Annotated in this window: 21 protein-coding genes; 11 read left to right on the top strand and 10 right to left on the bottom strand. The window is 48.1% G+C overall.

All coding sequences use genetic code 11. The annotated features are described in order from the left end of the window. Positions 1-534 precede the first annotated feature (534 nt). The gene (locus ABUE30_RS13620) at positions 535-1,053 is read right to left on the bottom strand and encodes an Hcp family type VI secretion system effector (protein WP_408624352.1); all 519 of its coding nucleotides are present in this window, start codon (positions 1,051-1,053) and stop codon (positions 535-537) included. A gap of 333 nt (positions 1,054-1,386) precedes the next feature. Here ABUE30_RS13620 and ABUE30_RS13615 point away from each other — a divergent pair, with 333 nt between their 5' ends. Next, positions 1,387-1,674 carry a type VI secretion system PAAR protein gene (locus ABUE30_RS13615; RefSeq protein WP_408624351.1) on the top strand — a complete coding sequence of 96 codons (288 nt, stop codon included), beginning with the start codon at positions 1,387-1,389 and terminating at the stop codon, positions 1,672-1,674. A 361-nt stretch (positions 1,675-2,035) separates the two neighbouring features. After that, on the top strand, positions 2,036-2,563 hold the full coding sequence (locus ABUE30_RS13610; RefSeq protein ID WP_408624350.1) for a nuclear transport factor 2 family protein: 528 nt from the start codon (positions 2,036-2,038) through the stop codon (positions 2,561-2,563). Between the two features lie 28 nt (positions 2,564-2,591). Here the strand turns inward: ABUE30_RS13610 and ABUE30_RS13605 are convergent, their stop codons facing one another. Beyond that, positions 2,592-3,482 carry a LysR substrate-binding domain-containing protein gene (locus tag ABUE30_RS13605; protein ID WP_408624367.1) on the bottom strand — a complete coding sequence of 297 codons (891 nt, stop codon included), beginning with the start codon at positions 3,480-3,482 and terminating at the stop codon, positions 2,592-2,594. A gap of 100 nt (positions 3,483-3,582) precedes the next feature. Between ABUE30_RS13605 and ABUE30_RS13600 the strand changes: the two genes are divergently transcribed. From ABUE30_RS13600 to ABUE30_RS13590, 3 genes are all read left to right on the top strand, one after another. Beyond that, positions 3,583-4,737 (top strand): S-(hydroxymethyl)glutathione dehydrogenase/class III alcohol dehydrogenase, encoded by a 1,155-nt coding sequence (locus ABUE30_RS13600; protein ID WP_408624349.1) that lies wholly within the window; start codon positions 3,583-3,585, stop codon positions 4,735-4,737. Then, positions 4,730-5,560 (top strand): S-formylglutathione hydrolase, encoded by an 831-nt coding sequence (gene fghA / locus ABUE30_RS13595; protein ID WP_408624348.1) that lies wholly within the window; start codon positions 4,730-4,732, stop codon positions 5,558-5,560. Before ABUE30_RS13600 ends, fghA begins: the two co-directional genes overlap by 8 nt. A gap of 308 nt (positions 5,561-5,868) precedes the next feature. Beyond that, positions 5,869-8,025, top strand: a complete 2,157-nt coding sequence (locus ABUE30_RS13590; RefSeq protein ID WP_408624347.1) for an AsmA-like C-terminal region-containing protein — start codon at positions 5,869-5,871, stop codon at positions 8,023-8,025. 6 nt (positions 8,026-8,031) lie between these two features. Here ABUE30_RS13590 and ABUE30_RS13585 read toward each other — a convergent pair whose 3' ends face one another. Further along, a complete protein-coding gene (locus ABUE30_RS13585) occupies positions 8,032-8,919 on the bottom strand; it encodes a LysR substrate-binding domain-containing protein (protein WP_408624346.1) in 888 nt (295 codons plus the stop codon). A gap of 108 nt (positions 8,920-9,027) precedes the next feature. Here ABUE30_RS13585 and ABUE30_RS13580 point away from each other — a divergent pair, with 108 nt between their 5' ends. Further along, entirely contained in the window at positions 9,028-10,044 is a 1,017-nt protein-coding gene (locus ABUE30_RS13580) for a YeiH family protein (RefSeq protein WP_408624345.1), read from the top strand. Here ABUE30_RS13580 and ABUE30_RS13575 read toward each other — a convergent pair. Genes ABUE30_RS13575 through ABUE30_RS13565 form a run of 3 tightly spaced genes read right to left on the bottom strand, consistent with a single transcriptional unit; the run spans position 10,003 to position 12,296 of the window. Then, on the bottom strand, positions 10,003-10,944 hold the full coding sequence (locus ABUE30_RS13575) for a bifunctional GNAT family N-acetyltransferase/hotdog fold thioesterase (RefSeq protein WP_408624344.1): 942 nt from the start codon (positions 10,942-10,944) through the stop codon (positions 10,003-10,005). The genes ABUE30_RS13580 and ABUE30_RS13575 overlap by 42 nt on opposite strands. Positions 10,945-10,989: 45 nt before the next feature. After that, positions 10,990-11,427, bottom strand: a complete 438-nt coding sequence (gene dtd, locus ABUE30_RS13570; protein WP_408624343.1) for a D-aminoacyl-tRNA deacylase — start codon at positions 11,425-11,427, stop codon at positions 10,990-10,992. Between the two features lie 20 nt (positions 11,428-11,447). Next, complete coding sequence (locus ABUE30_RS13565) at positions 11,448-12,296, bottom strand: virulence factor BrkB family protein (RefSeq protein ID WP_408624342.1); 849 nt, start codon at positions 12,294-12,296, stop codon at positions 11,448-11,450. Positions 12,297-12,665: 369 nt separating this feature from the next. On the opposite strand from ABUE30_RS13565, the gene ABUE30_RS13560 reads away from it, so the two are divergent. Then, positions 12,666-14,219, top strand: a complete 1,554-nt coding sequence (locus ABUE30_RS13560; protein WP_408624341.1) for a SulP family inorganic anion transporter — start codon at positions 12,666-12,668, stop codon at positions 14,217-14,219. 115 nt (positions 14,220-14,334) lie between these two features. Here the strand turns inward: ABUE30_RS13560 and ABUE30_RS13555 are convergent, their stop codons facing one another. Next, positions 14,335-15,237 (bottom strand): LysR substrate-binding domain-containing protein, encoded by a 903-nt coding sequence (locus tag ABUE30_RS13555; RefSeq protein ID WP_408624339.1) that lies wholly within the window; start codon positions 15,235-15,237, stop codon positions 14,335-14,337. Positions 15,238-15,340: 103 nt separating this feature from the next. On the opposite strand from ABUE30_RS13555, the gene ABUE30_RS13550 reads away from it, so the two are divergent. Continuing rightward, positions 15,341-16,354 carry a TDT family transporter gene (locus ABUE30_RS13550; RefSeq protein ID WP_408624338.1) on the top strand — a complete coding sequence of 338 codons (1,014 nt, stop codon included), beginning with the start codon at positions 15,341-15,343 and terminating at the stop codon, positions 16,352-16,354. Positions 16,355-16,458: 104 nt separating this feature from the next. Here the strand turns inward: ABUE30_RS13550 and ABUE30_RS13545 are convergent, their stop codons facing one another. The 3 genes from ABUE30_RS13545 to ABUE30_RS13535 all read right to left on the bottom strand — a co-directional run bounded on the left by ABUE30_RS13545 (position 16,459) and on the right by ABUE30_RS13535 (position 21,017). Next, positions 16,459-17,703: an MDR family MFS transporter gene (locus ABUE30_RS13545; protein ID WP_408624337.1), complete on the bottom strand. Its 1,245-nt coding sequence runs from the start codon at positions 17,701-17,703 to the stop codon at positions 16,459-16,461. A gap of 162 nt (positions 17,704-17,865) precedes the next feature. Beyond that, a complete protein-coding gene (gene typA, locus ABUE30_RS13540; RefSeq protein ID WP_408624336.1) occupies positions 17,866-19,692 on the bottom strand; it encodes a translational GTPase TypA in 1,827 nt (608 codons plus the stop codon). A 188-nt stretch (positions 19,693-19,880) separates the two neighbouring features. Then, positions 19,881-21,017 carry a GGDEF domain-containing protein gene (locus ABUE30_RS13535; RefSeq protein ID WP_408624335.1) on the bottom strand — a complete coding sequence of 379 codons (1,137 nt, stop codon included), beginning with the start codon at positions 21,015-21,017 and terminating at the stop codon, positions 19,881-19,883. A 536-nt stretch (positions 21,018-21,553) separates the two neighbouring features. Between ABUE30_RS13535 and glnA the strand changes: the two genes are divergently transcribed. The 3 genes from glnA (at position 21,554) to glnG (ending at position 25,700) form a co-directional block, all read left to right on the top strand. Next, positions 21,554-22,960: a glutamate--ammonia ligase gene (gene glnA, locus ABUE30_RS13530; RefSeq protein ID WP_408624334.1), complete on the top strand. Its 1,407-nt coding sequence runs from the start codon at positions 21,554-21,556 to the stop codon at positions 22,958-22,960. Positions 22,961-23,254: 294 nt separating this feature from the next. After that, positions 23,255-24,283 carry a nitrogen regulation protein NR(II) gene (glnL, locus tag ABUE30_RS13525; protein WP_408624366.1) on the top strand — a complete coding sequence of 343 codons (1,029 nt, stop codon included), beginning with the start codon at positions 23,255-23,257 and terminating at the stop codon, positions 24,281-24,283. 10 nt (positions 24,284-24,293) lie between these two features. Next, positions 24,294-25,700, top strand: coding sequence for a nitrogen regulation protein NR(I) (gene glnG, locus ABUE30_RS13520; RefSeq protein WP_408624333.1), 1,407 nt, complete (start codon positions 24,294-24,296; stop codon positions 25,698-25,700). Positions 25,701-25,703 lie beyond the last annotated feature (3 nt).

Raw genomic sequence — 25,703 nt, 5'->3', positions numbered from 1 at the left:
GTCAGCACAAAGGGCTGGCTTAACTGCTCATGACCCTGAAAGTCGATGACCTGCAGGCTTTGCTGACTCAGTCCGTCGATGTGGAGCGTAAATTGTAATCCGCTTGGCACGGCCATAAAAAGGTCCTCCCTGTTGTCACAACCCCATGGTTGGCAGATGAAATGGGGGATGATAAAAAAGCCACGCTACCGCCCCCAGCGAGACGACACGCACGTGCCGTCACCGGTCAATAAATGGCGCAAGGGCCGAAGCCATGGGCCAAGGTGATGTCGCGTGGCGGTCTCGATAGACCGGCTCGCGGGGTCAGTCCACGGGGGACTGACTCAATCGTCACGCGCTTCCCCGCAATGACGAGAAAAGCCGTGTGTGACAGGGCCGATGGCTGACACCCTGTCTGGGCGTTGTCGCACGGGGCCGTTGCCCATCGCGCTTCGCCCCGTTTAACATACGGGTTGAGGGCACCGTTTCTCGCGGGGTGTTCGGCGTGCGGCGCCATTACGACAGGCCAACCGCTGCGGCTTGACCTGCGTGTGATTACCCTTCGAGCGGTGCGCGCCAGTCATCCGAGCCGGATGTGCCGGCAATTTCATGCGACCAGTCAATTTTACGGTATGCCATTGATATTTCAATCAGTTGAGTGAAATCTGATTTTTGAGGGTCTTGGCAATGCGGCATTTGCGCATCGATATTGACGATGGTGGCATCGGTCAAGGTGGTGGTGAAGAAATGCTCTTGTTTGCCTTCCACGGAGGTGCGATACCAATTCAGTGTCACGGTGGGCAGCATTTCACCTGAAGCCAGTGAGTTGTACATCAAGGGCACGGCTTTATTGAGCGCCACGGTGAATTTAAAGGGTTTATGCACACGCTGCCCGGCGGGTTGACCCGATTGAGGGTCGGTGGGAACGGTGACGATGTGTTTAAACTCTTGCACCAGCATTTCATCTTCGTGACCTTGCACGTAGATGTTGCCGACGGAGTCAGCGGTAAAGGCTCCGGCGGTGATATTGCCTTGAGTTTTGCCTTCAATCGAAATATAACAAGGTGTTGGCATGAGATGTGATCCTCTTTAATAGTTTATTGATGAAACACTAAAGAGTAAAACAACATCCATGCCAACTTTTTATAAATTGTAAGGCATTGTTTTTTATACCAATGATAAAAACAGAGTTGATGATAAAATAACCAGCGAGCAAGAAGTTGCCCAGATCGAGCAAGAAGTTGCCCAGCTGGGCAACTTCTTGCTCGGTTGTTTTTTAACCAATTCATCTAAAACCGATGTAACGCCGTTACTTTCACTATTTTCAGAGGCAGCGTTTACTTTATGAAAAATTGCCGCATACTATGTGATTAGTTATTAGTAAAACGCACTGAATTGGAGTCTCTCATGCCCAAAGCTGTTGTTGTCGGAGATACCGGCACCGATCATAATGGCTATCCACCCACCTCTGTAACGGCTGGTTCAGGAACGGTCAAAATAGATCATCGTCCAGCCGCTCGATTGGGTGATCCGCTCGCCCAACATGATAAACCAAAGCATCCGCCGCATCCGCGGACGATCGCCTCTGGTTCCGGAAGTGTCCTGATTGATGGTAAACCTGCGGCAGTCACGGGCAGCCGTATCAGCTGTGGCGGCGTGACCATTGGTTCTGCTAGCGTCAATATCGGCGGTTAATATCGCTCAATAACAGAGAAAGACTCATCGTTGGGCGATCAGTTTACAGAAAAGCGCGGCTACTCACGGCGCGTTTCATTATTGGCTCAGTGTTCGTCTTATCTTAGTTATTATTTTTAGATCACTTGCCCAATGCTACTGTTTATTAATGCGACTCACTCGTCTTTAATCAACTCTGTTAGTGATAGATAACATCGATAGAATGTGGGTATATCCATCATCCAAACTGTTTAATTTTACTGATATGAGAGTTCAAAATTTATCCATATTTGCACCGCTGTTTTCTTAAAACATTCTGATATGCTCTGTCGATAAAACTTAACTCGTCACCTAAGCGGCAACATTTATCTAAGGCATCTCTATGAAAAAGATCGGTATTGCCACTTTATTCTCAGCCTGTTTGCTGGCAACGCCTGCTTTTGCTACCCTGTTGTCGGTACCTAGCGCGCCGGTTATAACCGCGCCAGATGCCGATTCGTTATTCACCAGTACCAACCCCAAACTGAATGCCAATAAGCAGGTGGTCTATCATATTATTCGCGATCTGCTTGAAGCCGGACACTGGGAGCTCGCCAGCCGTTATCTAAGCCCTGAATATATTCAGCACAATCCGAATGCGGCCAGTGGGCGCAAAGCAATAGTGGATTACTTTACCCACGTATTAAAGGTCAAACCGCGGCCTATCCCTCAACATATTCAGATGGGGATCACCAGTGTGGTTGCCGAAGGTGATCTCGTGATCGTGAGCTATCCACGCAAGGTGAACGATAGCCATGTCAAAGGTGGTCAGTACACCACCACATGGTTTGATATGTGGCGCATTAAAAACGGCAAAGCCGTTGAGCATTGGGACCCTGCGCTGCGCATGCGCTCACCTACCTTAGAGTAACCCGTCGAGTCATCGTTTTTAACGATGACTATGACACGCCAGCCGTTACCCCAAGTTGCTCGCTCAAGTGCTGAAGCAATAGACGGACATTGACCGACACTTGATGCTGCTGAGGGTAGATAGCCCAAACCCCTTCGTTATCAATTTGATAATCTTTTAAAAGCTCCACCAGCTCACCACTGGCTAATCCCGCATCAGTGTAATAATCGGGCAACTGTACGATCCCTAATCCCTTTTTGGCTGCATCGAGTAATGCCACGCCACTGCTGCAACGCAGCGTTCCGCTCACATTGAGCGAATGCATCTTACCCTGAACGCGAAAGCGCCAAAATCCAAGGGTACCCAACAAGCAGTTATGTTCGGCTAATGCGCTGAGTGTTTGTGGCTCACCATGGCAAGTCAAATATGTTGAACTCGCACACACTTTTAGCTGACGGGTTGCAAGTTGCTTGGCAAATAAGCTGGCATGCGGCTGCAGCGATCCTAAGCGAATAGCTAAATCAATGCCTTCCGCAATTAAGTCTAATTGTTGATTCGTAAATAGGTACTCAACACTCACATGAGGATAGCGCAGCAAAAAATCATTCACCAAAGGGGCGAGACGCTGCTCGCCATAATAGGTGGGCGCGGTAATGCGCAGTTGCCCTTGCGGCTCTTGTTCAAATGCGCGCACCGCGAGTTCAGCTTGATGCACCCCTTCAATAAGCCCTTTGCAGTGTTGATAAAAAAGCTCGCCGGACTGAGTGAGTGAGACTTTACGCGTAGTTCGATAGAGCAAGGCAACATTGAGCCGCTGCTCTAAGCTGCGGATCTGCCGGCTGACATGCGCGATAGAAAGCTGCAAGCGCAACGCCGCTTGGGTAAAACTACCGGTTTCAACGACGGCGACAAACTCTTCGATCCCCTGCCAACTCATTATTACCTCTATGTAAAAGTGTTTTTACCCAGTGGGTGATTATCTCTGCTAGATTAACAATTACAATGGTTCATCGTTTTTTATTCAACATGGAGTCACCCTAATGTGTTCTGCAAAACCGATTATCTGTCAAGCGGCTGTCGCATGGGAGGCGGGTGCCCCGCTTAAAATTGAGACCGTCACGGTCGCCCCCCCTAAAGCGGGTGAAGTCCGTATTAAAGTGCTCGCCTCAGGCGTTTGTCATACCGACGCTTACACCCTCTCAGGGGATGACCCAGAAGGGGTTTTTCCGGCCATTTTGGGCCATGAAGGCGGCGGTATTGTTGAAGCCATTGGCGAAGGGGTGACAACGGTCACCATTGGCGATCACGTGATCCCGCTCTACACCCCAGAGTGTGGTGAATGCAAATTTTGTAAATCTGGCAAAACTAATTTGTGTCAGGCGATTCGTGAAACCCAAGGGAAAGGGTTAATGCCCGATGGCACCACCCGCTTTAGCATCGGGGAAACGCCCATTTATCACTATATGGGCTGTTCAACCTTTGCTGAGTACACCGTACTGCCCGAAATAGCCATTGCGAAGGTCAATCCTGAAGCACCGCTTGAAGAGGTCTGCCTGCTCGGCTGCGGCGTTACTACCGGTATGGGTGCGGTCATGAATACCGCCAAAGTAGAAAAAGGCGCGACGGTCGCCATCTTCGGGTTAGGGGGCATTGGGCTGTCTGCTGTGATTGGAGCGACCATGGCTGGGGCCAAGCAGATCATTGCGATTGATATCAACACTGATAAATTTACACTGGCAAAAAAACTCGGTGCGACCGAGTGCATCAACCCAAGCGATTACGACAAGCCCATCCAAGAGGTGATTATTGAGCTGACTGATGGCGGCGTAGATTACTCGTTTGAGTGTATCGGCAATGTGAATGTGATGCGGCAAGCACTCGAGTGCTGCCACAAAGGTTGGGGTGAATCGGTTATTATTGGGGTCGCCGGTGCAGGTCAAGAAATTTCAACCCGACCTTTCCAATTAGTCACTGGTCGCGTTTGGCGTGGAAGTGCCTTTGGTGGAGTCAAAGGACGCAGTGAACTGCCTGAATATGTGGAGCGCTACTTAAATGGCGAATTTCCACTGCAAGACTTTATCACCCATACCATGGCCCTTGAGCAGATCAATGATGCCTTTGAATTGCTCCATCAAGGCAAGAGTATTCGTACGGTGATCCACTTCCCGGCACTGGCTGAATCCCATCATGAATGAGTTAATTGAAAGTCGTCGCTGTTTTAATGGTGAACAGCGCCGCTATCGCCATCGTGCGAATACGCTAAGCTGCGATATGCAGGTGAGTGTCTATCTGCCGGATCAGGCCAAATCACAACCACTGCCAGCCGTGTATTGGTTATCAGGGCTCACTTGTAACGATCGCAACTTTGTCGAAAAAGCGGGTGCACAACGTATTGCCAGTGAGCTAGGCCTGATTCTAATCGTCCCCGATACGAGCCCGCGAGGTGAAGGGGTTGCCGATGCCGATAGCGACTCGCTTGGACAAGGCGCAGGATTTTATGTGAATGCCACCGAGCAGCCGTGGCGAGCTCACTATCAGATGGAACGTTATGTGACTGATGAGCTGGTGCAATGGAGCGCTGACACCTTGCCCGTCAATGACAAACGTGCCATCGCTGGGCATTCAATGGGCGGTCACGGCGCGCTAACTTTGGCCCTTAAACACCCACATTTGTATACCAGTGCCTCTGCTTTTAGCCCCATTAGTCACCCGACCGAGTGCCCTTGGGGGCAAGCGGCGCTGAGCGCTTATCTGGGGGAAGATCCACAGTTGTGGCTACAGCACGATGCCTGCGTTTTATTGCAATCGAAACGCAGCCATATACCGATGCGGGTTGACCAAGGGTTAGCGGATCCGTTCTTAACAGAGCAACTGAACCCTCAAGCACTTGAAAAAGCCGCGCAAGTACACCAAGCGCCGCTGGCGATGCACTACCACGACGGCTTTGATCACAGTTACTTTTTTGTCGCGAGTTTTATCGAAACGCAGCTGCGTTTTCATCATCACTATCTCAGATAATCAACATGTAAGGCCGAACCACATGTCGGATCGGCCTTCACTCGACTCAGGTTCAAGTCGGCGTTTTCGCGGCGCCGTTTCATTTGAATAAACTCGCACCACTTAGCTTTAATACAAATCGCAATACAAACGACGTTCCCTAGGATGATCAACAAAATTCGCTCGCGATGGTGCACGGCAGTAGCGGTGATGCGACCCATCACTTTTCATCAAGTTACGTTAAGCAGAAGCTATACCCACGGCGCTATTTTAGGTTATGCTTTACTATCTTTTTCATGTAGCGAAAACCGCCAAAGGCCTTCATCAAGATGCGATTATTTAGAGATATTCTTGCAATTTTCGTATTACTGCTCGTTGCGGCACTCACATTTGTGATTTTTGCCTTTAATCCAGATCGCTACCAAGCGCAGATTGAGCAATGGGCGGCGACGCAAGGTTGGCAACTGCGCTACCAACGTAGCTTTTGGCAGATCAGTTCTCCGTTTTCGTGGCATTTAGACCATGTGGTTCTCGCGCGGCGCGGCGTGATGACGTTAAGCGCTGACCAGTTGGATCTAAGCCTATCCCCTAAGGCACTGTTTTCTAGGCAGTTAGATATCTCGCAGCTTAATTTAAATCAGGCACAGTTTAAGATGGCGCTGCAACCCGCCGCCTACCAGCTACCGCAACTGCCATGGATCAAACACATTCAGGTACAGCAACTCAACCTGAAACAAGCCTCATTAAGCTGGCTTAAGCCCGATGGGAAAACGCAGCTTGCGCTCAACAACGCAGATCTGCAATTAAGCCATTGGCAGATTGAACGCAGCGGCACTGTTCGCCCGACTTGGCGACTGCGCGGGGTCGCCAGCGACCTTGACTATAATGGCGATCAACTCAGCCAGCCACAATGGAGCATTCAAGCCACCGGCGATCAGCGTTGGCGGATCGAAAACGCCAGTTTTCAGTGGGCCCAAGGCCAAATCCGAGCCAGCGGGCAATTGCATCAGCAGCAATTGCAGCTCAGTGATGTTGCTATCGATAACGTGAAGTACCAGCCAGCGCAGTTATCCGCTGCACTCTTACCGCATTGGCCGGCCGGTATTCACTCACTACAAATCGATCATCTTGAGCTCAATGGGTTCAACCTACAAAGTACGCTGAATAATCAGCCACTGGTACTCAATAATATCAGCGGCAGCGCTGATCAATTGCATATTGTCCCGCAGCAACCCAGCTTGCTCAGCGGTAACTTCTCGCTCTCGGTCAACAATCTGTTAGTCAATCAGTTACCCGTACAGCAATTCCAATTAACGGGCCAACTCAACGGTCAATCCGCTGAGCTTAGCCAGTTTTCAGGCCAGTTGCAGCCGGGGACATTTCAGGCCAGTTTGAACTACCAATGGCAGGGTAAAACGCCGCAATTAAACATTCAATCGGCCCAATTGGACAACGCCACACTGAGTTTGTCTACGGCGATGTTGGCAGAAACTAAGCAATGGTTACAGCGTTGGCCACTCACGGTTGCGATCGATCAAGCCAATATTGATCACGGCAAATTATTCGCCTATTTTGCCAATCAGTCGTTGTCGATCCCGCAATTGACATTAACTACGAGCCATATAACTCCTCTTAAAGCTGGGCATTGGCAGACCATCGCGGCGCTTTGGCAACCCAAAAGCAGCCTCTTTATCCAAGCGCCCAATCTAGCTTACCAAGGGGTCGTTTTTAGCAATGTTAGCGCTGATATGGGTCCCAATGACAAGCAGCCGATAACACAGATTCATCTGTATGGCGAGCTGCCTCAAGGCCAGTTGCAATGGGATGGAACACTTGACCCACAAACGCCTGGGAAACCTTGGCAAGGCAAATTATCAGCGTTGATTTTAGATGTATCGCCACTTGCCCAATTCACTGGCAATGCAGGCTTTAAACTCGGCGGGGATCTCGAGCTCACCGGACAACTCAACGGAGAACTGGGCAGTGGTTTTACTCAGCTGCAAGGCCAGTTACATGCCACCAGCACTCAATTGGCATTTAACCGCGATTTAACGCCCTTATTAAAACAGCTTTTAAACGATCCCAAAACAACACTGCCCGCCCATCGTCAGCTATTAATTGATGGGGTCAGTGCGCTCTGGAATGCGCCCAACGCCATTCCCGAAGGAACAACGGTATTTAATCAGCTTCAATTAAATGCCCATATCGATGATGGCGTATTGCAATTGGATCAAACCAATGTGGCAAGTAGCCCTTATAATTGGTTGCTCAGTGGCCAGATTGATTTGGCATCGCATCAATATAATGCCTTAGGGATAGGGATTACCGATGGTCGCTGCGTACTACTTAATCGCATTGTCGATGGCCCATGGGATAATCCGCAAATTCGTATTGATCACTACCAACTGGCACAAAGTTATCTACCACAGCGCGATCAATTTATCAGCGACTCCCAATCGAGTGGAGTCTGTAATGATCACGGCTAACGCCCGTTAGTGGATGGTTTTCGCCTGCTCAATAACGCAATCGCGCAGCGGATCGCTACTGGCATCTTTGCGCCAAACAAAGTGAAATTGACGGTGGATACGCAAATTTTCCACTGGCACAATCGCTAATATTCCTGATTGGACTGCGCTTTGCACGATCCGTTTGGGTAAACAACTGGCGTAGCTACCCTGACTGAGCAGCGCCATTATGGTTGGAACATGGCTAAATTCACGCCAGATATTGAGCTTGGTGATCCGATTAAAGATAGCACCGGTGAAGGTTTCACGAGTGCCCGAGCCCAGTTCACGCAGTACCCATCGGAGCTGGCTTAACTGCGCCACACTCACCATCGCGGCACTTTTGGCAAGTGGATGCTCGGCGCCCACCACCACCACCAGTTCATCATCACACCAATGAGCACTATGCAACCGAGAATCATCACAACGACTCTCGATCACCCCTAGCTCTAAGTCATGCTGTAACAAGCTATGAATGACTTGTTCACTGTTGCTAACATGAGGCGCTAAACGCAATTGTGGATAACTTTGGTCGAGCTGGCAAACGAGCTGCGGCAGCAAAATTTCAGCAATCGTTTGGCTGATGCCAAGTCGTAAGTCGCCGGAGAGCAGGTGGCGTCCTTGAAAACCTTGATCGATCTGCGCAGCATCTTGCAAAAGTCGCTTCGCCCGCGGCCGCAACCAATGCCCCCACGCATTTAGCACCAATTGACGCCCTGCCCGTTCAAATAATGGATGTCCTAATTGTTGTTCCAACTGGGATAGCGCCATACTTGCAGCCGATTGCGTCATCGCCAGTCGGTCAGCAGCCTGAGTCACACTGCCCACTTGAGCAATGGCGTCAAAGACAACGATCTGTTTCAGTGAGAAGCTCATATCAATTTTTCTGATTTAAAATATCAAAACTATTCGTTTAACTCATTAAATGCAACTCCTTAGACTACCGCTCCACGATTTTATTTGTTTCTATGCAAGGAATAAGCAATGAAGAGGTTTCTCCCAGGGATTATATTGGCACTTGTGACTGCACTTATCGGGTCAGTGCTTAGCCATTATGTCAGCGAATGGGTCGCATTAAGTCCATTAATGGTGGGGCTCATCCTCGGTATTATTATCGCCAACAGCCCATTAGAGCGGCATCTGCAGCCCACCGCTCCAGGACTCGGATTTTCCCAGAGCCGGCTGCTGCGTCTAGGCGTGATGCTATTTGGCCTGCATATTACCGTTAGCCAGTTGGTTGCAATTGGCTGGCCGGGGATCGGTCTAGCAGCAGTGATGGTGACATCGGTGCTTACCGTCGGCTATTTTCTGGGCACCCGCGTTTTCAAGCTGCCTCCTGAATTAGCGTTGTTAACCGCTGCTGGCACAGGGATTTGCGGTGCAGCAGCAGTGATGGCGGTGGATCCGGTCATCAAACCCAAAGATGAATATGTCGTCGTTGCGGTCGCGACGGTGGTGATCTTTGGGACACTAGCCATGTTTGGGTATCCACTGCTGTTTCCATTTTTGCATATGTCACAAGATGCGTTTGCCGCGCTTGCCGGTTCCACCACTCACGAAGTGGCACAGGTGGTCGTGATTGGCGAAAGCATCAGTCCGCAGGCGGCTAACGTCGCGGTCATCGTCAAACTTGCCCGCGTCATGCTGCTCGCGCCTGCACTGCTGATCATCAGTTGGCTGTGGCAACGTCGTCAACAAGCGCAAGCAAATGGCGAGCAGGTCACCCGAGGGAAGATCACTATTCCATGGTTTGCATTTGGATTTATTGCCGTGGTGCTGATTAATGGCTATCTGCCAATCAGTCATGCACTGCGAGCTGGTTTATTGCAATTTGATACACTGGTGCTCGCCATGGCGATGTCAGCGCTAGGCTTTAACACTCGGCTTAAAAATATCCATGCCAGCAGCGCTAAAGCGATACTGTTAGCGTTATGCCTGTTTGTGATGATGGTGGCTATTTCATCGACCCTGATCCACTTCTTTTGGCCGGCGACACTGTAGTCGACGCAGTAAAAAGAATCCCTCAAATTCGGCGACCAAACGGTCGCCGCTATAAAGCGCAACAGCAATCTTAAAGCGCGTTCGAGAATGACCACTACTAAACGAGCGATGCATATTTTTTATCTGTCCGAGCAAAGCCTGCGCCGAACACTCACCTTGAATGGGGCGTCGATGCTGGATTTGCGCATCAATCAAAACAATTTCTGCGTCCATGTTCAGCTCTTGTAGCGCCAACCATAACAGCGACCAAGCGGTCAGTAGCGCCTGACAATAACTACTACCCGCAAACATTGACTCATAGACATTGGCATTTCCACCCAGTGACAAGCGAGTTTCCAGCAGTTGATCATCATAACGGGTTAACTTGATACCAATCTTTTCACTTAAGGGAATGCGCTTGTAGATCTCTTGATAGAGCTTATGACACAGTTCAGGGTGACGAATAAATTGGCAACGCTCATCTAAGCGTTTAACCATCTGCTGTTGAAATAAATTCCGTTTGTAGAAGTAAGGTTCCCCATCGGGCAAATAACCGGCTTGGGTGAAGAACTCTTGCGAGTCTTGATCGCGCGCTGTTAAAACAATACGCTGCACGCCTTCATCTAACGCCGCCTGTTCAAGCGAGCGCATCACGATCAAACCCAATCCCTGTTTGCGATAGTCAGGATTCACCGCAATATGACGAATGAGCGCCTCCTCACTATCGGTAATAAATAATCGACCAATCGCTAAAATAGTATCACGGTCATCAACCACCATGCGGTGTTGACTGTGGGTATCGTAGGCATCACGTTCGCTGCCAAGCGGCAATTGCAGGGGCTTATTGAGCACTTCCCAGCGAAACTGATAATAACGCGCCAGTTGCTCATCGGTTTCTGGGGTTACAATTTGATATGGCATTTCCCGACTCCTCTACTTACCCATCTATTCACGTTGGCTAACGGTTTAAACCTGTAACCAAAAGGTCATCGGTCCATCATTGACTAGTTCAACTTGCATATCAGCGCCAAACTCGCCCGTCGCGATACGCAATCCATATCCTTCGCAGCTTTGGCAAAACTGTTGATACAGTTGCTGTGCCTGTGAGGGCTCCGCGGCTTTAGAAAACCCCGGACGCAGCCCTTTTTGCGTATCCGCGCAGAGAGTAAACTGCGACACCACCAGCAATGCGCCGCCGATTTGTTGTACATTAAGGTTGGTTTTGCCTTGCGCATCAGCAAAGACACGGTAATGGCAAACCTTGCGTGCCAACGCCTCAACATGGCTGGCATCATCACCCTGCTCGACGCCAAGCAACACCAATAGGCCTTGCTCAATCGCCCCAGCCGTATTGCCACTGATGGTCACTGAGGCACGGCTAACGCGTTGTATTAATCCAATCATAAACCTGACTGACTCCTGTTTTATTCTGGTTCAGCTTGTTCAAATTCATCCAGTGCTGCGCTATATTCAGCGCCAAGTAACACAATGATCCAACTGATGTACACCCAAACAAATAAGATGGGGATTGCCGCAAGTGCGCCGTAAATCGCTTGATAAGAGTTAAATGAACTCAAGTACAGTGCAAAGCAGCGCTTACCCAGTTCAAATAACACGCCAGCGAGTAAAGCCCCAGCAAACGCATGCCTTAAGCGAACCCGTTTATTAGGCATGATGAGATAGAGTAACATAAAGGCGATTGTTGAAAGCCCTATTGGCACGACGCGCACCATGGATGGCCAAAAACCACCTAAACTATTCTCGCTAAAAAACTCCAGTGAGAAGATATATGAACTCACCGCTAGACTGGCGCCAACTAACACGGGCCCAAGGGTTAAAATCATCCAATAGGTCGGTAGCGCTCGAATTAAATTGCGGCTACGGGTGCGCCGCCAAATTCGGTTGAGCGCATTTTCAACCGAAGCAATAAGCAGCACTGCGACCACTAACACAAAAACGCCACCAATGGTCGTGGTACGGCTCGCATTGGTGACAAACTGATTGATCTGCGAGCGTAATAGATCACCTGCGGCGGGCACAAAATTGCTAAATAAGAGATCTTCCAACCGCGTTTGCACGCCAGAAAACGACGGTACCGCACTGATGATAGAAAAAACCACCGCGATCATCGGCACTAATGACAGCAAAGTGGTATACGCCAAGGCCCCTGCCGTGGTCGTCAGTCGATCAGACCGAATACGGTTGATTAAAAATTTAGCAAAGTCGAGCCCATGCTCTTTCCAATATTCGAACCACTGTATGACTGATTGCATCAAACGCTCCTACTTGGCTCATGCTGGCTTACCAGTATTAACCGAGTTCATCGACAATGAAAGAGACAAACCCATGTTCGGCGACACACCAACTCGCGGATGGACGCCCTAATCGCTTCACGCAGCGCTGCGCTGCGCTGGGTAAAATTATCACCTAGTGATTTTTACCCATAGGCTTATTTCACCCATTAAAAGGGAAAATATCGATACGACCGATGACATTTCATCCGATGATCATTATCCACTGCTATTTTATAGAGATGGCGCTTATTTTTTGAACTGAATCACAGTTTTTGTTAGACTCTCGTCTCTTTTGCCTCAGGCAACTGGTTTTATTCCACAACAAGACCGATCACGGATAACACAACTATGTTTGAATTTCCTAAGTTCAGTGGAGCATCGCTGCGCAACGACTTACTATCAGGGATCACTGTTGCCCTAGCCCTTGTCCCCGAAGCGGTAGCCTTTGCCTTTGTCGCCGGAGTTGGCCCGCTAGTTGGGCTCTATGCAGCGGCAATTATTGGTTTTTTCACTGCCATTTTTGGCGGCCGGCCAGGAATGATTTCGGGGGCAACAGGTTCGGTTGCGGTGGTGATCGTCGCCTTGGTATTACAACACGGTGAACAGTACCTATTTGCTGCCGTCGTCATGATGGGGATCTTTCAAATCTTAGCGGGGGTATTCCGGCTGGGCAAATTCATTCGGATGGTCCCGCATCCAGTGATGCTGGGATTTGTGAATGGGCTAGCGATTGTTATTTTCTTAGCCCAATTAGGTAACTTTAAAGTCAAAGATGCCGCAGGTATCAGCCATTGGATGAGTGGTCCTCAGCTTTGGATCATGCTCGCATTAGTGGCGCTGACGATGGCGATCGTGCACTTTTTACCGAAACTGACTAAAGCCATTCCTGCCTCACTGGCCGCCATTGTGATCGTCACCTTGGTGACCTATTTCTTTAATTTACACACGCGCACCGTGCTAGATTTTCTGCAGCAGATGACAGGGAATCCACACGCAACGATTGCCGGTGGCTGGCCGACGTTTCATATTCCAGACATTGCGCTGAACTGGGAAACCATTAAGGTGGTGATCCCATATGCCTTTATTATGGCAGGTGTCGGGCTGATTGAATCGTTATTAACTCTGACCGTGATTGATGAAATGACCGAGACCCGTGGTCGCAGTAATCGCGAATGTGTGGGCCAAGGTTTGGCCAACGTGGTCACAGGCTTTTTTGGCGGCATGGGTGGCTGCGCGATGATTGGTCAAAGCATGATCAATATTCGCTCCGGTGGCCGAGGTCGCCTATCCGGCTTAACCGCTGCAGTTGGCTTAATGTGCTTTATTTTGTTTGCTTCAACACTCATCGAAATGATCCCCATTGCGGCACTCGTTGGGGTCATGTTTATGGTGGTCATCGCAACCTTTGAATGGTCAAGCCTGCGGCTGTTTAATAAGATCCCCAAAACGGACTCGCTAGTGATTATCTTAGTGTCTGTGGTAACAATCTTCACCGATCTGGCCACCGCTGTATTTGTCGGGGTAATTATCTGCGCCTTGGTGTTTGCCTGGAAACATGCCAAAAATATCAGTGTGCAAACTCATCTTGAAGGAGACGATAAGATCTACCAGCTCACCGGTCCGTTATTTTTCAGCTCAGTTCATCCATTCTTAGAGCTGTTTGATGTTCATAGCGATCCGAAACATGTCATCATTGACTTTGCCAATGCCCGCGTTTCCGATCATTCGGCCATTGAAGCGATTGACACCTTGGCCGAGCGCTACCTAAAAGCGAATAAGCAGCTGCATCTGCGTCACTTAAGTGGTGATTGTCGCAAGTTACTGAAAAAAGCTGGGAACTTAGTTGAAGTGAACGTGATTGAAGACCCGCATTATCACGTTGCTGATGACGCGCTAGCCTAACCCATAGAGCTCTCCAGTGTGTACTGGAGAGCTTGTTCAAAATTTCGCACAGCTGTTTACTGCTTGGCATCCTAGCAAATCTTCAAACCATCAAGTATGCCAGCTTATAACCGCGTCAATCCTCATTGCTCTGCGGCTGTTTTGCCACGTTGGGGTGAGCTAAAGCGAGCTGGAGCCACTTTTGAATATTCTGGCCTAAATATTTATCGCGGTGATAACATAAATACAACGTTCGAATAAAACGTTTTGGACAAGCAATAATAGATAACGCGTCCCGCTCTGGCGAGAGATCAACCAATTGGCGCGAAGCAAAGGTCAACCCGAGTTGCTCAATGACGCAGCGGCGCAGTGTTTCAAAGCTGTCCACCTCAAGTAACGGCGCTGGATAGTCAATCAACGGCGCAAGCTGTTGCTCAAAAAAATCGCGGCTGCCCGATCCTTGCTCTCGTAAGATCCAAGGCTCTTGGGCTAATTGCGTGAAACTTACCATAGAGCGCTTCGCCAATGGATGCCGCCGCGCGGCAATCACCACCATCTCATCATCAAACCAAGCTTGTTGATGTAACAACGGGTCACTCGTTGGCGCCTCAACCATCGCAATATCTAATTCAAAACTGCGTAGCTTGGCAAAGAGTGTCTGGCTATTTTCAATAGTGACCTTTGGCAACCAACCTTGCTGTTGGCTGAACTGACCAAGCAACTCTGGCAGCTGCCGACTGGCTGTCGTCTTGGAACTACCGACACGCAGTAATTGAGATGACTGACTAAATAATGACTGAATTTCGCGACTACGATCTAACAGTTCATCAGCCTTAGGCTGTAACTGTCGGCCTTGTTCATTAAGCAATAAACGGCCACGGTAGCGATCAAACAAAGGCTGTTTCAACCGCGCTTCCAGTTGCGCTAGATTCTGAGAAGCGGCCCCCTTGGTCATAAACAGTTTTTCGGCAGCCGCCGCCAACGTGCCATGCTGCGTAATAGCAACGAAGACCTGCAATTGCTTTAAGGTAATATCCATAATCGTATAGTCTAACTAAACCATTGGTTAAATATAACGAGATATTTTAAACAAATGAAGCGCCCTATACTAAAAGCCTTATCCATATTCAGAGATTCGAGCCATGTTTCAAATCATCCACCGCCGGATGCAATATATCCCCGCGCCATTGGCAGGTTTAGCGCTGGGGTTTGCCAGTATCTGCTGGAGTCTAGAAAACACGTTTGCACTCCATGGTTATAGCCAAAGTTTTGGTGCTATTGTCGCGGCAGGGTTACTGTCACTACTCGCCTATAAATTCTGCTTACACCCTCGGGCACTGCTCAATGATCTTTTACATCCGGTCATCGGCAGTGTCGTTCCTACGTTCGCCATGGCATTGATGGTCATTTCAAAATCACTTGAAAAACTCTCGCCCCATGCAGGCGCGGCACTATGGTTGCTGGCTGTGATCATCCACCTAAGTTTTCTCGCCGTATTTGTCATCGTGCGCGTGCGCGTGTTGAAGATCCATCATTTTGTGCCCAGTTGGTTTGTTCCACCCGTTGGGATTATCGTTGCAGATGTGGCCGCGCCGAGCCACTATTTTAGCCACTTAAGCCTAGTGTTGTTATGGTTTGGCCTGATTAGCTACGCCTTTTTATTACCCGTTATGTTCTATCGCTTTATCTTCTGCACGCAAGTATCCGATGCAGCCAAACCGACCATCGCAATTTTAGCTGCGCCTGCGAGTTTATCATTAGCTGGCTACCTGACCGTCGTTCGCCAGCCTTCACTGCTGATGTGCGCGTTGTTGATGGGCATTGCTATCTTAATGACAGCGATTATCTATTTAGCCTTTTTTCATCTGCTCCGATTACCGTTTAGTCCAGGTTATTCAGCGTTTACCTTCCCGATGGCGATCGGGGCAACCGCGCTCTATAAACTCTCCGCTTTAGTCGCTAGTTTCCCTGGGGGGCTAGTCTACAGTCAACAACTGCACTTTCTTGCCAACGTAGAGGTTGTTATTGGCAGTGTCGTGATTGCATATGTGTGCTGGCGTTATCTGGGTTGGTCTTGGCAGTTATGGACGGAACATCAAAGTCAACGTTCTAGCCAATGCGTAGAACGACAACAACCGCAAGATTACCTCGCGTAGGATGGTAAATGACGAGTTAGCAAAGAAACGCTGAGTACGCGATAAGATAGCGAGCCTCATGAGCGCAGTGCTCAGAGGCTCCATTTTGGCGTGATGGCTGAAGACTACCCCCCCCAAGATCCCAATTTAACCCGCCCAAATAGCCACAGTGACAAGCCCATTAATACAAAACATAGAGCATATAAACTAACCGCTGAGCTATATTGCAAAATCACCCCACCAAGTAGCGGCCCCAACGCAAATCCGACCGCGGTAAAAGAGGCCACTCCAAAATAAGTGCCACGTAGATGATCCGGTGCAATTTGGTCAATCAAGACATTCAATGATGGAAAGATAATCGACTCTCCGACACTTAAACAAAATATACCTAGCAACCAGCCAAATGGCCATTGCTGCGAGCTAAACATCAAAATCATTTGCGCCAGCAGCATCAGTATCGCCCCAATCCGAATACGAATAATTAATCGATAATGACGAAGAAGCGATAACAACGGAAATTGCAATAGGACAATAGTCACGGTATTAACAAGGATCAGATAGCCGACCCAATTTCCAGCATGAGCTAAACCAGAACGACTGACAATCTGTGGCAATGATGATTCATACTGGGCATAAGCGATTAACATGCAAATGTCTGCGAGCAGTAATAAAGCAAAGCCATGATCGGCTCGAATCACTTTAAACACCTCACTCAAACGCAACTTACTTTGGGCAGTGACTGATTTTTTAACCTTGGGAGCGTAATAGCAAAATACCCAGCCCATTACTGCGCCATAGATGAGATAGACAATACCCGTAGCGTAAAACAGTTGTTGGGGATGCGAAAGTCCCAAATAAATACCAATGAGCGGTCCGATAGCACCGCCTGCATTGACCAAAAAATAGCGAATATTCAACGCAACTTCACGCGCTTTAGGATGAACTAAATAGTCACCCATCAGTGCCTTACCAGGCGCTTCAATACTCGGGCGCATTAATCCCACCATCAGCATTAGCGCAAAAAATTGCCACAACTTGTCGGCCGCACCAATACCACTATAGGCCGCGCCCGCTAAGACGCAGCCACCGAGCATAATCAGGCGCCGACCAAATCGGTCACTGAGATAACCCAACCAGGAACCCGAAAAAGCACCAACGAATGCCGAAGCGGCCAGAATGGACCCAACATATAATTCACTGGCCCCATAATCGCGGTACAAAAAGACCACTAAAAATGGCCACGCCATAAAATAGCTGACCCGAGAGATAAACGTGCCAATGAGCACGACCCAGACGATCAGTGGGAAAGATTTAAGATGCTGCGCCCAGTGAAGCGATAATTCCTTGGCTGGGGTTTGAGTCTGCTCCATGACACTCCTACGTTGTCTATATCAAATCGTAACGCTCACCAAGGTGCAGCGAATAGATAGTGCAGACTACTGTATATTCATACACAAAACTAGTCTTGTTAAGACAAAAAAAACGGCATGCTAATGCATGCCGTTTTTACCAAATTTTATCAGGCTAAATAACTACTTTGGCCCACGTTGTGCGCGTTTACGATCCATCTCAGTCAAATAACGTTTACGGATACGGATGCTTTTAGGTGTTACTTCAACCAATTCATCATCATCAATAAACTCTAACGCTTGCTCAAGTGTCATTTTCACAGGTGGTGTTAGCACTTGCGCTTCGTCAGTACCAGAAGCACGAACGTTGGTCAGCTGCTTACCTTTCAAACAGTTAACCGTCAAATCATTATCACGGTTATGGATACCGATAATTTGGCCTTCATACACCTCATCACCATGTGAAGCAAACAAACGACCGCGCTCTTGCAGGTTAAACAATGAATAGGTCAACGATTTACCCGTAGCATTTGATACTAACACGCCGTTTTTACGCTGACCGATTTCGCCACCTTTATGCGGACCATAATGATCGAAGGTGTGATACATCAGACCACTCCCTGAAGTCAGGGTCATAAACTCAGTTTGGAAGCCAATCAAGCCGCGACTTGGAATAACAAAGTCAAGACGGACCCGGCCTTTACCATCTGGGCTCATATTGGTCATTTCGGCTTTACGCAGACCAAGCTGCTCCATCACACTACCTTGGTTGATCTCTTGCACATCAACCGTAACCGTTTCAAACGGTTCAAGCAGTTGACCTTCTTCTCGGCGCAGAATAACTTCTGGGCGAGAAACCGCGAGTTCAAAACCTTCTCGACGCATGTTTTCAATCAACACGCTCAAGTGCAATTCACCGCGACCAGAAACGCGGAATTTATCCGGATCTTCGCTTTCTTCAACGCGTAGTGCCACGTTATGCACTAATTCTTGCTGCAGGCGATCAAGAATATTCCGTGAGGTCACAAACTTGCCTTCTCTACCCGCAAATGGCGAAGTATTGACTTGGAAAGTCATGGTGACGGTAGGTTCATCAACACTCAGTGCAGGCATTGCTTCAACATTGTTGACATCACAGATAGTGTCAGAAATTTTCAGCTCACCTAGGCCAGTAAAGGCAATAATATTACCTGCATGGGCCTCAGGGATTTCAGTACGCTCCAAGCCAAGATAACCTAATACTTGGCCGACTTTACCATTACGTTTACTGCCATCCGCGCTGATGATTGTCACTTGTTGATTCGCTTTAACGCTCCCGCGTTTTATACGGCCAACACCAATGATCCCAACATAGGAGTTATAATCGAGCTGAGAAACCTGCATCTGCAGCGGACCTTCAGGGTCAGCATTAGGTGGCTCAACATTGTCAACAATCGCTTGGAACAAAGGTTCCATATTGTCACTTGGGTGATCCAAATCCAGTGTTGCCCAACCATTGACAGCAGAGGCATAAATCACTTTAAAGTCCAACTGATCATCTGTTGCACCCAAGTTATCAAACAGGTCAAACACTTGATCCATGACCCAATCAGGGCGTGAACCAGGTTTGTCAATCTTGTTGATCACAAGGATAGGTTTCAACCCTTGAGCGAAGGCTTTTTGTGTCACAAAACGAGTTTGTGGCATTGGCCCTTCTTGGGCATCAACCAACAACAATACGGAGTCAGCCATCGACATAACACGTTCCACTTCACCACCGAAATCGGCGTGTCCTGGGGTGTCAACAATATTAATGTGGTAATCATGCCAATTAATCGCGGTATTTTTCGCTAAGATAGTGATCCCACGTTCTTTTTCAAGATCGTTTGAATCCATAACCCGCTCTTGCGCTTCACCGCGAGAGCTCAGCGTGCCGGATTGTTCTAACAATTTATCAACCAAGGTCGTTTTGCCGTGGTCAACGTGCGCAATAATTGCAATATTTCTTAATCTGTTAATTTCGTTAGACATTATAAGCTTTTAGCCTCAAAAATCATAAATCTTGTACGCACATCACGACGCACTTGCAGCCACTTCTAGCGACCTGGATCACATAAAAGGGCTTGATTATACCCTGAACAGTGTGACCGTGATATGAAAACCTGCCAATCAATACAATGTTTAGTCTCATCTGACTGATTTGACGCTGAATACAGTAGCTAATCGGCGACTGAATTCCCCTCTGTCGTCAACTGCTGCGCGATGACACAATCAACCACACGATTGCGGCCGTATTGTTTCGCCTTATATAAGTTCATATCAGCAAGATGTAACATCTCTCGGCGCGAATCGGCTTCATAACTGTGCGACACGCCAATGCTGGCTGTAATCGTGTGACCACCGGCAATCTTCATTTGAGCGATGCTCTGACGCAATCGTTCGGCAAATTCAAGCACCTGTGAGCGCCTATAACCAAATGTAAGGATCACAAATTCTTCACCACCCCAACGGCTCAAAATATCATCGCTGCGGATCTGCATAATGAGTAGCTCAACCAACGAAACGAGCGCTTGATCGCCAACCAAATGACCATAATTATCATTAAGCCGCTTAAAGTGATCCACGTCGATAATTAACAGTGAGTAATCACTGTTTTGCTGGTGAAAAGCGTAATTTTCAAACTTCTTTTGCATACCACGGCGGTTTAAGATACCAGTGAGCGGGTCGGTCAACGCTTCATGCTCTAAAATATCTGCCCGCGCCTGCGCTTTGGCTTTATCAACCCGAATGGTTACTACTGTGCCCAGCAGCACAATATATACGACATGTGACACACCTAATTCTAGCAAGACGCTGTATGTTTGTTGAAGGGTTGCGTGTTGACTCATTGCCCAATAGTGCCCAACAAGGGTAATAACAAACATCACGGTCATTACCCAAATGGCTTTGCGTAATTCTAAAAAAAGGTATGCCATCGCATAGTTAAGGCCCAACCACTGGGAGGTATCACCAAAATGTCCATACGGATTCAGGTGATGCAACACACTGGTAACAATGAGATCCATGGCAATCACGGTGTAACAGAATAGATGTAAATGCGCTTCCGGAACAAGTTGTAGCCAACTCAAAATAAGCGCCACAGCAAAACAACTGATACAGATGGGATAAGCAAATGCATCAAACCTTGCCAGCGTAAATTCGGTAGTTTCAATGATCCAAATAGCAATAAAGCAACCAATCGCAAACATTAACAATCGGCGAAATGCCGTAGGTGTTAATGGCTGGTCATTCACCGACAATGTGTTCGACTTAGAGAACAGCTTTTTAAACATGGCTTTATTACAATCAAACGCCATAGTAGTACAGAACCTCACCTTTACCTTTACGACGAAAGAACTGCATCGAGTTGTTCAAATTTAGATGGCTATCGGCATCTATCCCAAAAACTTGATACGACGAACCTACTTATTCGCGACGAAATACCCGATTTTATAACAGGTTGGGTCTTCTATTGTGTCACCTAAATTTCATCATTGCGGCATATGATGAAAGGCCATCAGCATTGCTACAAATTAAAAAATGCAATTAGATCGTGCAAAAAGGTTGCTGACTGCGTAGCGTTGAGGACGCCAAGGCGCGATAAACAAGTCGGCACTATAGTGATTCAAGTGTATCGTTAGCCTCGCGGCTGTTGCACCAAAAAGTTACAATTCAGAATGAATATTGCATTGTTTCAGTGCAATGTTGAGGAGCTTCGCGCGCTTAAGGCCTGCCAATACTGATTTGAAATGATTGGCACGAAACTCGCTTGCTTTTTGGGCATCAGTATAATCATTACATCAATCACCTACTTATATGCGCCATCATTATTGATGACACCGGAGGTTACTACATGTCTGCAGAAGTTCTCGCTCTTATAGCAGAGCAAGAAGTTAAGTTTATCGACTTACGCTTCACCGATACGAAAGGGAAAGAACAACACGTATCACTACCAGCAAGCCAAATTGATGATGACTTTTTCTCAGAAGGGAAAATGTTTGATGGCTCATCTATTGCGGGTTGGAAAGGAATTAATGAATCTGACATGGTTCTGATGCCAGACGCTACTACCGCTGTGCTTGACCCATTCACCGAAGAAACAACGTTAAATATCCGTTGTGACATTTTGGAACCTGATACGCTCGAAGGCTATGACCGTGACCCACGCTCCATTGCCAAGCGTGCTGAAGAGTACATGCGCGCGCAAGGCGTCGCTGACGAAGTTTTCTTTGGCCCTGAACCTGAATTCTTCTTATTTGACGATGTTCGATTCGATGCACAGATGCAAGGTGCGTTCTATGCGATCGACGACATGGAAGCAGCTTGGAACTCAGGCAAAAGCTATAAAGATGGCAACACCGGTCACCGTCCAGGTATCAAAGGCGGCTACTTCCCAGTACCCCCTGTTGACTCTTCACAAGATATCCGTAGCGCTATGTGTCTGCTAATGGATGAAATGGGCTTAGAAGTTGAAGCACATCACCATGAAGTTGCAACCGCTGGTCAAAACGAAATTGCCTGCAAATTCAATTCATTGGTTAAAAAAGCCGATGAAATTCAGATCTACAAATATGTCGTTCACAATGTCGCACATGCCTATGGCAAAACAGCGACCTTTATGCCAAAACCATTAGTTGGCGACAACGGTAGCGGTATGCATTGTCACCAATCACTGGCTAAAGCCGGAGAAAACTTGTTTGCGGGTGACCTGTATGGCGGCCTGTCTGAAACAGCGTTGTACTATATTGGCGGTATCATCAAACATGCCAAAGCAATCAACGCCTTTGCCAATGCGTCAACCAACTCATACAAACGTTTGGTCCCAGGATTTGAAGCCCCTGTGATGCTGGCATACTCTGCCCGTAACCGCTCTGCATCGATTCGTATTCCAGTGGTACCATCACCCAAAGCACGTCGTATCGAAGTGCGTTTCCCTGACCCAACAGCCAACCCATATTTAGCATTTTCTGCGATGTTGATGGCTGGCCTGGATGGGATCAAAAACAAGATCCACCCTGGCGATGCAATGGATAAAGACTTGTATGATCTGCCTGCTGAAGAAGCTGCGCAAATTCCACAAGTTGCAGCTTCATTAGGGGAAGCATTGGCAGCACTTGATGCTGACCGCGCCTTCTTGACTGCTGGTGGCGTATTCTCAGACACTACAATTGATGCGTACATCACACTCAAACAAGAAGAAGTTGTCACTTTAAATATGACGACTCATCCTGTTGAATTCCAAATGTACTACAGCTGTTAAGCTGGGATTCTGTTGGTCTTTTAAGCCCCGCACCTGCGGGGCTTTTTTATGAAATAAGAATCCAGTGCCATCACAGCGCATTCGGCAAGATTATTGCAACAGATCAGAAAAGTTGCCAATTGCGGGTCCTCTAAATGGACCAGTTGCACGCTATAGCAGCAGTTCGGCGCTATAATCGTATCAAAAAATAATTCGTCAATGACTGTTGTGACCCGCATGCTAGGTTATGCACTAATTTAGTGCACGCCCATTAAGGAGGTCTGTGTGTTAGAAGTATCAGGACTAAACCGAGTCATGTTAGATAATATGATTACCGGTATCATATTGCTGGACCAAGAGCAGGTCGTCCAATACGTCAATACAGCAACCGAACAGCTTCTTGGCCAAAGTAAACGGCGCTTAGCCAATCAGCCTTTTCAACATCTGATTAATCACACCACCTTAAAGATGAGCATCCTCGATGAAGTGATGCAACATGGGCAGAGTTTTACCGATAGTGAAGTAACACTCGTAGTGGATAACAAACCGGCAATGGTGGAGTTTTCCGCCACTCGGATCCGCTATCAAGAAAACACATTGCTGTTATTGGAACTTAAACCTATTGATCAACAGAAAAAAATCTCACAAGAGGTGCATCAGCATGCGCAGCTACAAGCAGCCAAAGAGCTCGTTAGAGGGTTAGCTCATGAAATTAAAAACCCATTAGGTGGGCTTCGCGGTGCCGCTCAGCTACTTGAGCGCGAACTACCCGATGAAAACCTAAAAGAATTTACTAATATTATTATTGAGCAGGCAGACCGCTTACGCAACCTGGTCGATCGTCTACTGGGGCCACAACGGCTCGCCCAGCAAGAGCTGCGTAACATTCATTCGGTGCTTGAAAAAGTTCGCCAGTTAGTAGGGTTAGAACTGCCACCAGGCATTGTGATCGAACGCGATTATGACCCCAGCATCCCCGATTTTGAAATGGATCATGAACAACTTCAACAAGCATTTTTGAATATTGTACGCAATGCTGTGCAAGCGTTGCTCCCTCGTGGTGAGGGTCATATTCGACTGGTGACTCGCACCGCTCATCAGGTCAATATCGCCGGACAACGCTATCGTTTAGTGGTCGAGATCCGGGTGATTGACGATGGCCCTGGGATACCTGCCGAATTAGCCGACACCCTCTTTTATCCCATGGTCACAGGTCGTGATGGTGGGACCGGATTAGGGCTCTCAATTTCACAAAATTTGATTAATCAACATAAAGGCAGAATTGATTGTGCCAGTTGGCCTGGTCACACCGAATTTGTGATTCATTTGCCTTTGCGTAAGTAAGGATTTCACTATGGCTGCAACAATTTGGATTGTAGATGACGACAGCTCTATTCGATGGGTATTAGAAAAAGCGTTAAGTGCTGTCGGCTACCAATGTATGAGTTTTGCTGATGGCGAACTGATGTTAAGCCAATTAGACGTTGAACGTCCTGATGTCATCATCTCCGATATTAGGATGCCAGGTTTAGACGGTATTACGCTACTCGAGCGGGTTCATAAATATCATCCGGACCTTCCGATTATTATTATGACTGCGCACTCAGATCTCGATAGCGCAGTGAACGCTTACCAAAGCGGGGCGTTTGAATACTTGCCCAAACCCTTTGATGTAGATGAGGCAGTCGTGCTCACCGAACGCGCGCTTAACTTTGCCAAGGAGCAGCAAAAACAGCATTCCAGCGTTCCTGATGAAGCGTCACCCTCCGAGATGATCGGTGAAGCGCCCGCCATGCAAGAGGTGTTTCGCGCTATTGGCAGGCTCTCTCGTTCAAGCATCAGTGTGTTGATCAATGGTCAATCTGGCACCGGTAAGGAACTTGTAGCGCATGCGCTACATCGGCATAGTCCACGTGCCAATTTACCATTTATAGCCCTGAATATGGCTGCTATTCCCCACGATTTAATCGAATCAGAGCTATTTGGTCATGAAAAAGGCGCATTTACCGGCGCAAGCCAAATTCGCAATGGGCGTTTTGAACAAGCCAACGGCGGCACCCTCTTTCTCGATGAAATTGGTGATATGCCCCTTGAAATTCAAACACGCTTGCTGCGGGTGTTGGCCGATGGCCAATTTTATCGGGTCGGAGGGCACTCACCGGTACAGGTAAATGTGCGCATCATTGCCGCAACCCACCAAAATCTTGAAAAGAAAGTAGCTGAAGGAGAGTTTCGAGAAGACTTATTCCATCGTTTAAACGTTATTCGTATCCAACTACCTGCGCTCAAAGATCGCCGAGAAGATATTCCAGCATTGGCTGCCTACTTTTTACGATCCGCTGCCGAAGAGTTAAGTGTTGAACCTAAACAACTCAACCCTGATACGCAAAAATACATAACTCATTTGCCATGGCCAGGGAACGTACGCCAGTTAGAGAACGTCTGTCGCTGGCTCACTGTGATGGCCAGTGGCCAAGAAATTTTAGTTTCAGACTTGCCACCAGAGCTCACGCAACATCAAGACTTGCACGAACCGGTCAGTCATGACGGGGATTGGCGCACGCTGTTACAAAGCTGGGTAGAAAAACAACTGCTTGCAGGCAGCAGTGATATTCTTGCTCAAGCGGTTCCCGATTTTGAGCGAATATTGTTAAGCACTGCGCTCAAACATACCCATGGCCACAAACAAGAGGCCGCTCGCCTACTAGGTTGGGGACGCAATACTCTTACCCGCAAACTGAAAGAGCTCGACATGGGCTAGCCC

This window comes from Celerinatantimonas yamalensis, from assembly GCF_046054155.1.
GTDB classification, from domain to species: domain Bacteria; phylum Pseudomonadota; class Gammaproteobacteria; order Enterobacterales; family Celerinatantimonadaceae; genus Celerinatantimonas; species Celerinatantimonas yamalensis.
Note: the sequence above shows the minus strand (reverse complement) of the source record. Positions and strands in the feature narration are given on the sequence as shown.